Annotated in this window: 3 protein-coding genes; all 3 read right to left on the reverse strand. The window is 37.2% G+C overall.

Translation table 11 applies throughout. The features are described 5' to 3' along the window. Window positions 1-264 precede the first annotated feature (264 nt). Window positions 265-912 carry a hypothetical protein gene (locus A5N85_RS12540; protein ID WP_072577513.1) on the reverse strand — a complete coding sequence of 216 codons (648 nt, stop codon included), beginning with the start codon at window positions 910-912 and terminating at the stop codon, window positions 265-267. Window positions 913-924: 12 nt separating this feature from the next. After that, window positions 925-2,181, reverse strand: coding sequence for a hypothetical protein (locus A5N85_RS12545; RefSeq protein WP_143143295.1), 1,257 nt, complete (start codon window positions 2,179-2,181; stop codon window positions 925-927). After that, on the reverse strand, window positions 2,139-2,430 hold a 292-nt coding region (locus A5N85_RS17855; protein WP_211268212.1), incomplete at its 5' end, for a transposase. The genes A5N85_RS17855 and A5N85_RS12545, both read right to left, overlap by 43 nt.

Genomic DNA, 2,430 nt, shown 5'->3' on the forward strand with positions numbered 1-2,430 from the left:
TCACTTCCATGACAAACTTGTMCTTTTGTGCTGTAGCCATAAGGTCTATGAGCAAAGGCTTTAAAACCACATTCATCAAGATAGACTATCGGTTTGTCTTGAGCGGTCTTATCTACTATTTGTTCTTGAAAGTGCTCTCTTTTCTCTGTGTCGGCTTTTGGATGTTGGTTAATCTTTTTTTATGCGTTATAGTGCGATCAGCTAAAAAACAAAACATCCTATAGCCTTATCTAGCCATTCTGGCGGTAGATAACGTTCTGTTTTTTAGCTGATTTGACTATAATCGCGGATATTGTAAAGATGCAACAACCGCTCTAAGGCAAAATTCGCATTTAGATAACTTTGTAAAAGCATAAAGTATTCATAATTCCAGTCGGCTTCATTTTGGCTAATCTCTGGATGGAATTTGCTAATCGTATATGCTTCAAATACCTCTGGTGCATGGCGGTAAATATAAAAAATTGTCTGTAATACTTCTCTAATATCCAAACGATTATTATTGATATCCGCCATTAACAATGAACGCAAGCGCCCAATATCTTTTTGCACAACAGCATCTTTTAAACGTTCATTGGGAACAAAATCCATCAATAAGGCTTCAGCATCATATTGATTGACATTTATTTGTTCCTTTGCAGATGAAGCTGGTTCTGCTTGTATTGTAAAGCCCTCTGCACCTATCTTTTGCAATTTCTTTTTCAATTCAATTAATTTCTGACAGCGCTTCTGAGTAAAATAATGTTCTGCTTTTGCACATTCACGATTAAAAACTTCGTTATTCACTTCAATAGGAAATTCTTGATTATCTTCGACATCAAATTCAGCATCTGCTAATTGAGAAAGTTCTGCTTCATTCTGCTCGGCTGGAAACTTTTTATTTTTTAAATTTGCTAAAAAAACGGACTTATTCATCTTGCTTTTCTCCTATACCGCTAAAATTTGATTCAATTTTTCTTTGAAAGACTGAATTTTTTCCAAATTCGTTTCTGCAATAGCAATTTGTTCCTTTAATAAATGTTGATTACCAACTTTCTGCTCTAATTCATTCAAAATGCGGTCAAATTCAGGCTTAAAGACATTTTCCATAAATCGCACGCCTTGTTCGGTCAGATTTTCGCTATCTTGCTTCACTTTCTCTTTAATATTGCGAGTAAAACTATCGATATATTCATAAATGGTGCTTTGTCTAGCTTGCCAAATTTCATCCAACAAAACATATTGCTCACGATGCTCAATAATTTCTTCATCATCGACAGTATATTCATCCCCCCATGTCCAAACCTTCCATGTAGAAAACCATCCAACTTTTTCTTTTCTCTCTACACGCTTTTTTTCCTCCCTAACTTTTTCCTTTGTTTCATGAGACTGCAGACTACTTTCAAACATTTTTCCACCCAAATTTTGGATACGCTGAGACAAATTCGCTAATGCAGGCAATTTCAGCTGTTCATTTGCCAAAGCAGAAAATTGGTTAACAATATATCGTTGAAATTCTTGTTCTAAATTGAGGCGAACCTGCTCACTCTCCTCAGAAGCAATTCGCTCATACTCAATCATCATATTATTGAAGGCATATTGCACATCACGCTGTAAATCACTCAACATTTGTTCTGCTCGATGGGGTTCACTTTTGCCACTAAATCGCCTACCAAAATCATTAACCTGCATCCGCACTTTGGTTTCGCCTTTGTTAAATTGCGCAACCGCTTTATCTGATAAGCCAATCTCCTTATTTTTTAAGCCATCGATAAATCCTTGAGTGGCAAAACCTTTATCTTCCTGTGCTTTCAACTGCGCAATAGCTGAAGAAAGCTGCTCGAATTCCTCTTTGCTTAACTGTAAATTTCTATCCAGTTCATTCTCATTGCTAGCGTCAACAATAATTTTTTTCAGCATATCGTAAGCACGGCTAACGCGATAAGGCAGATTGTATTTATTGATATAGTCATCAATCATGGTTTCTACTGCTGCAATACCGCTACGATGCTCCGCCTTATGCAAGTTCTTATTCGCTAACGCTTCACGCACATTGCGGTTTAATGGCATCACACGCGTCATATCCATGCTTTCCACGTCAACAAAAAGCTCTTCTAGCTCTCTCAACATTCCTCTTTCACTGCGGGTTAATAAATCAGGATTCAGCCGATTTTGTCTAAACAGATAAGTAGTGCGGGCAGACACGGGAAATACTTGCGGATTTTCAATACCGTTATAGTGCAATCATCTAAAACCCAACCCAATCCAAAGCAGATAAAAGAATAAAGTATCAATACAATCCATCCGCCATTCTTTGCTATTTGCTTAATCCAAGCCCACATCTTTTCAATAGGATTTAAGTCTGGACTATAAGGGGGTAACCAAACTATCTCATGCCCATGCTCTTCAATGATTGCTTGAATATCACTGCGTTTATGAAAAGCGGCATTGTCC

The organism is Suttonella ornithocola, from assembly GCF_001889065.1.
In the GTDB taxonomy this organism is placed as follows: domain Bacteria; phylum Pseudomonadota; class Gammaproteobacteria; order Cardiobacteriales; family Cardiobacteriaceae; genus Suttonella_A; species Suttonella_A ornithocola.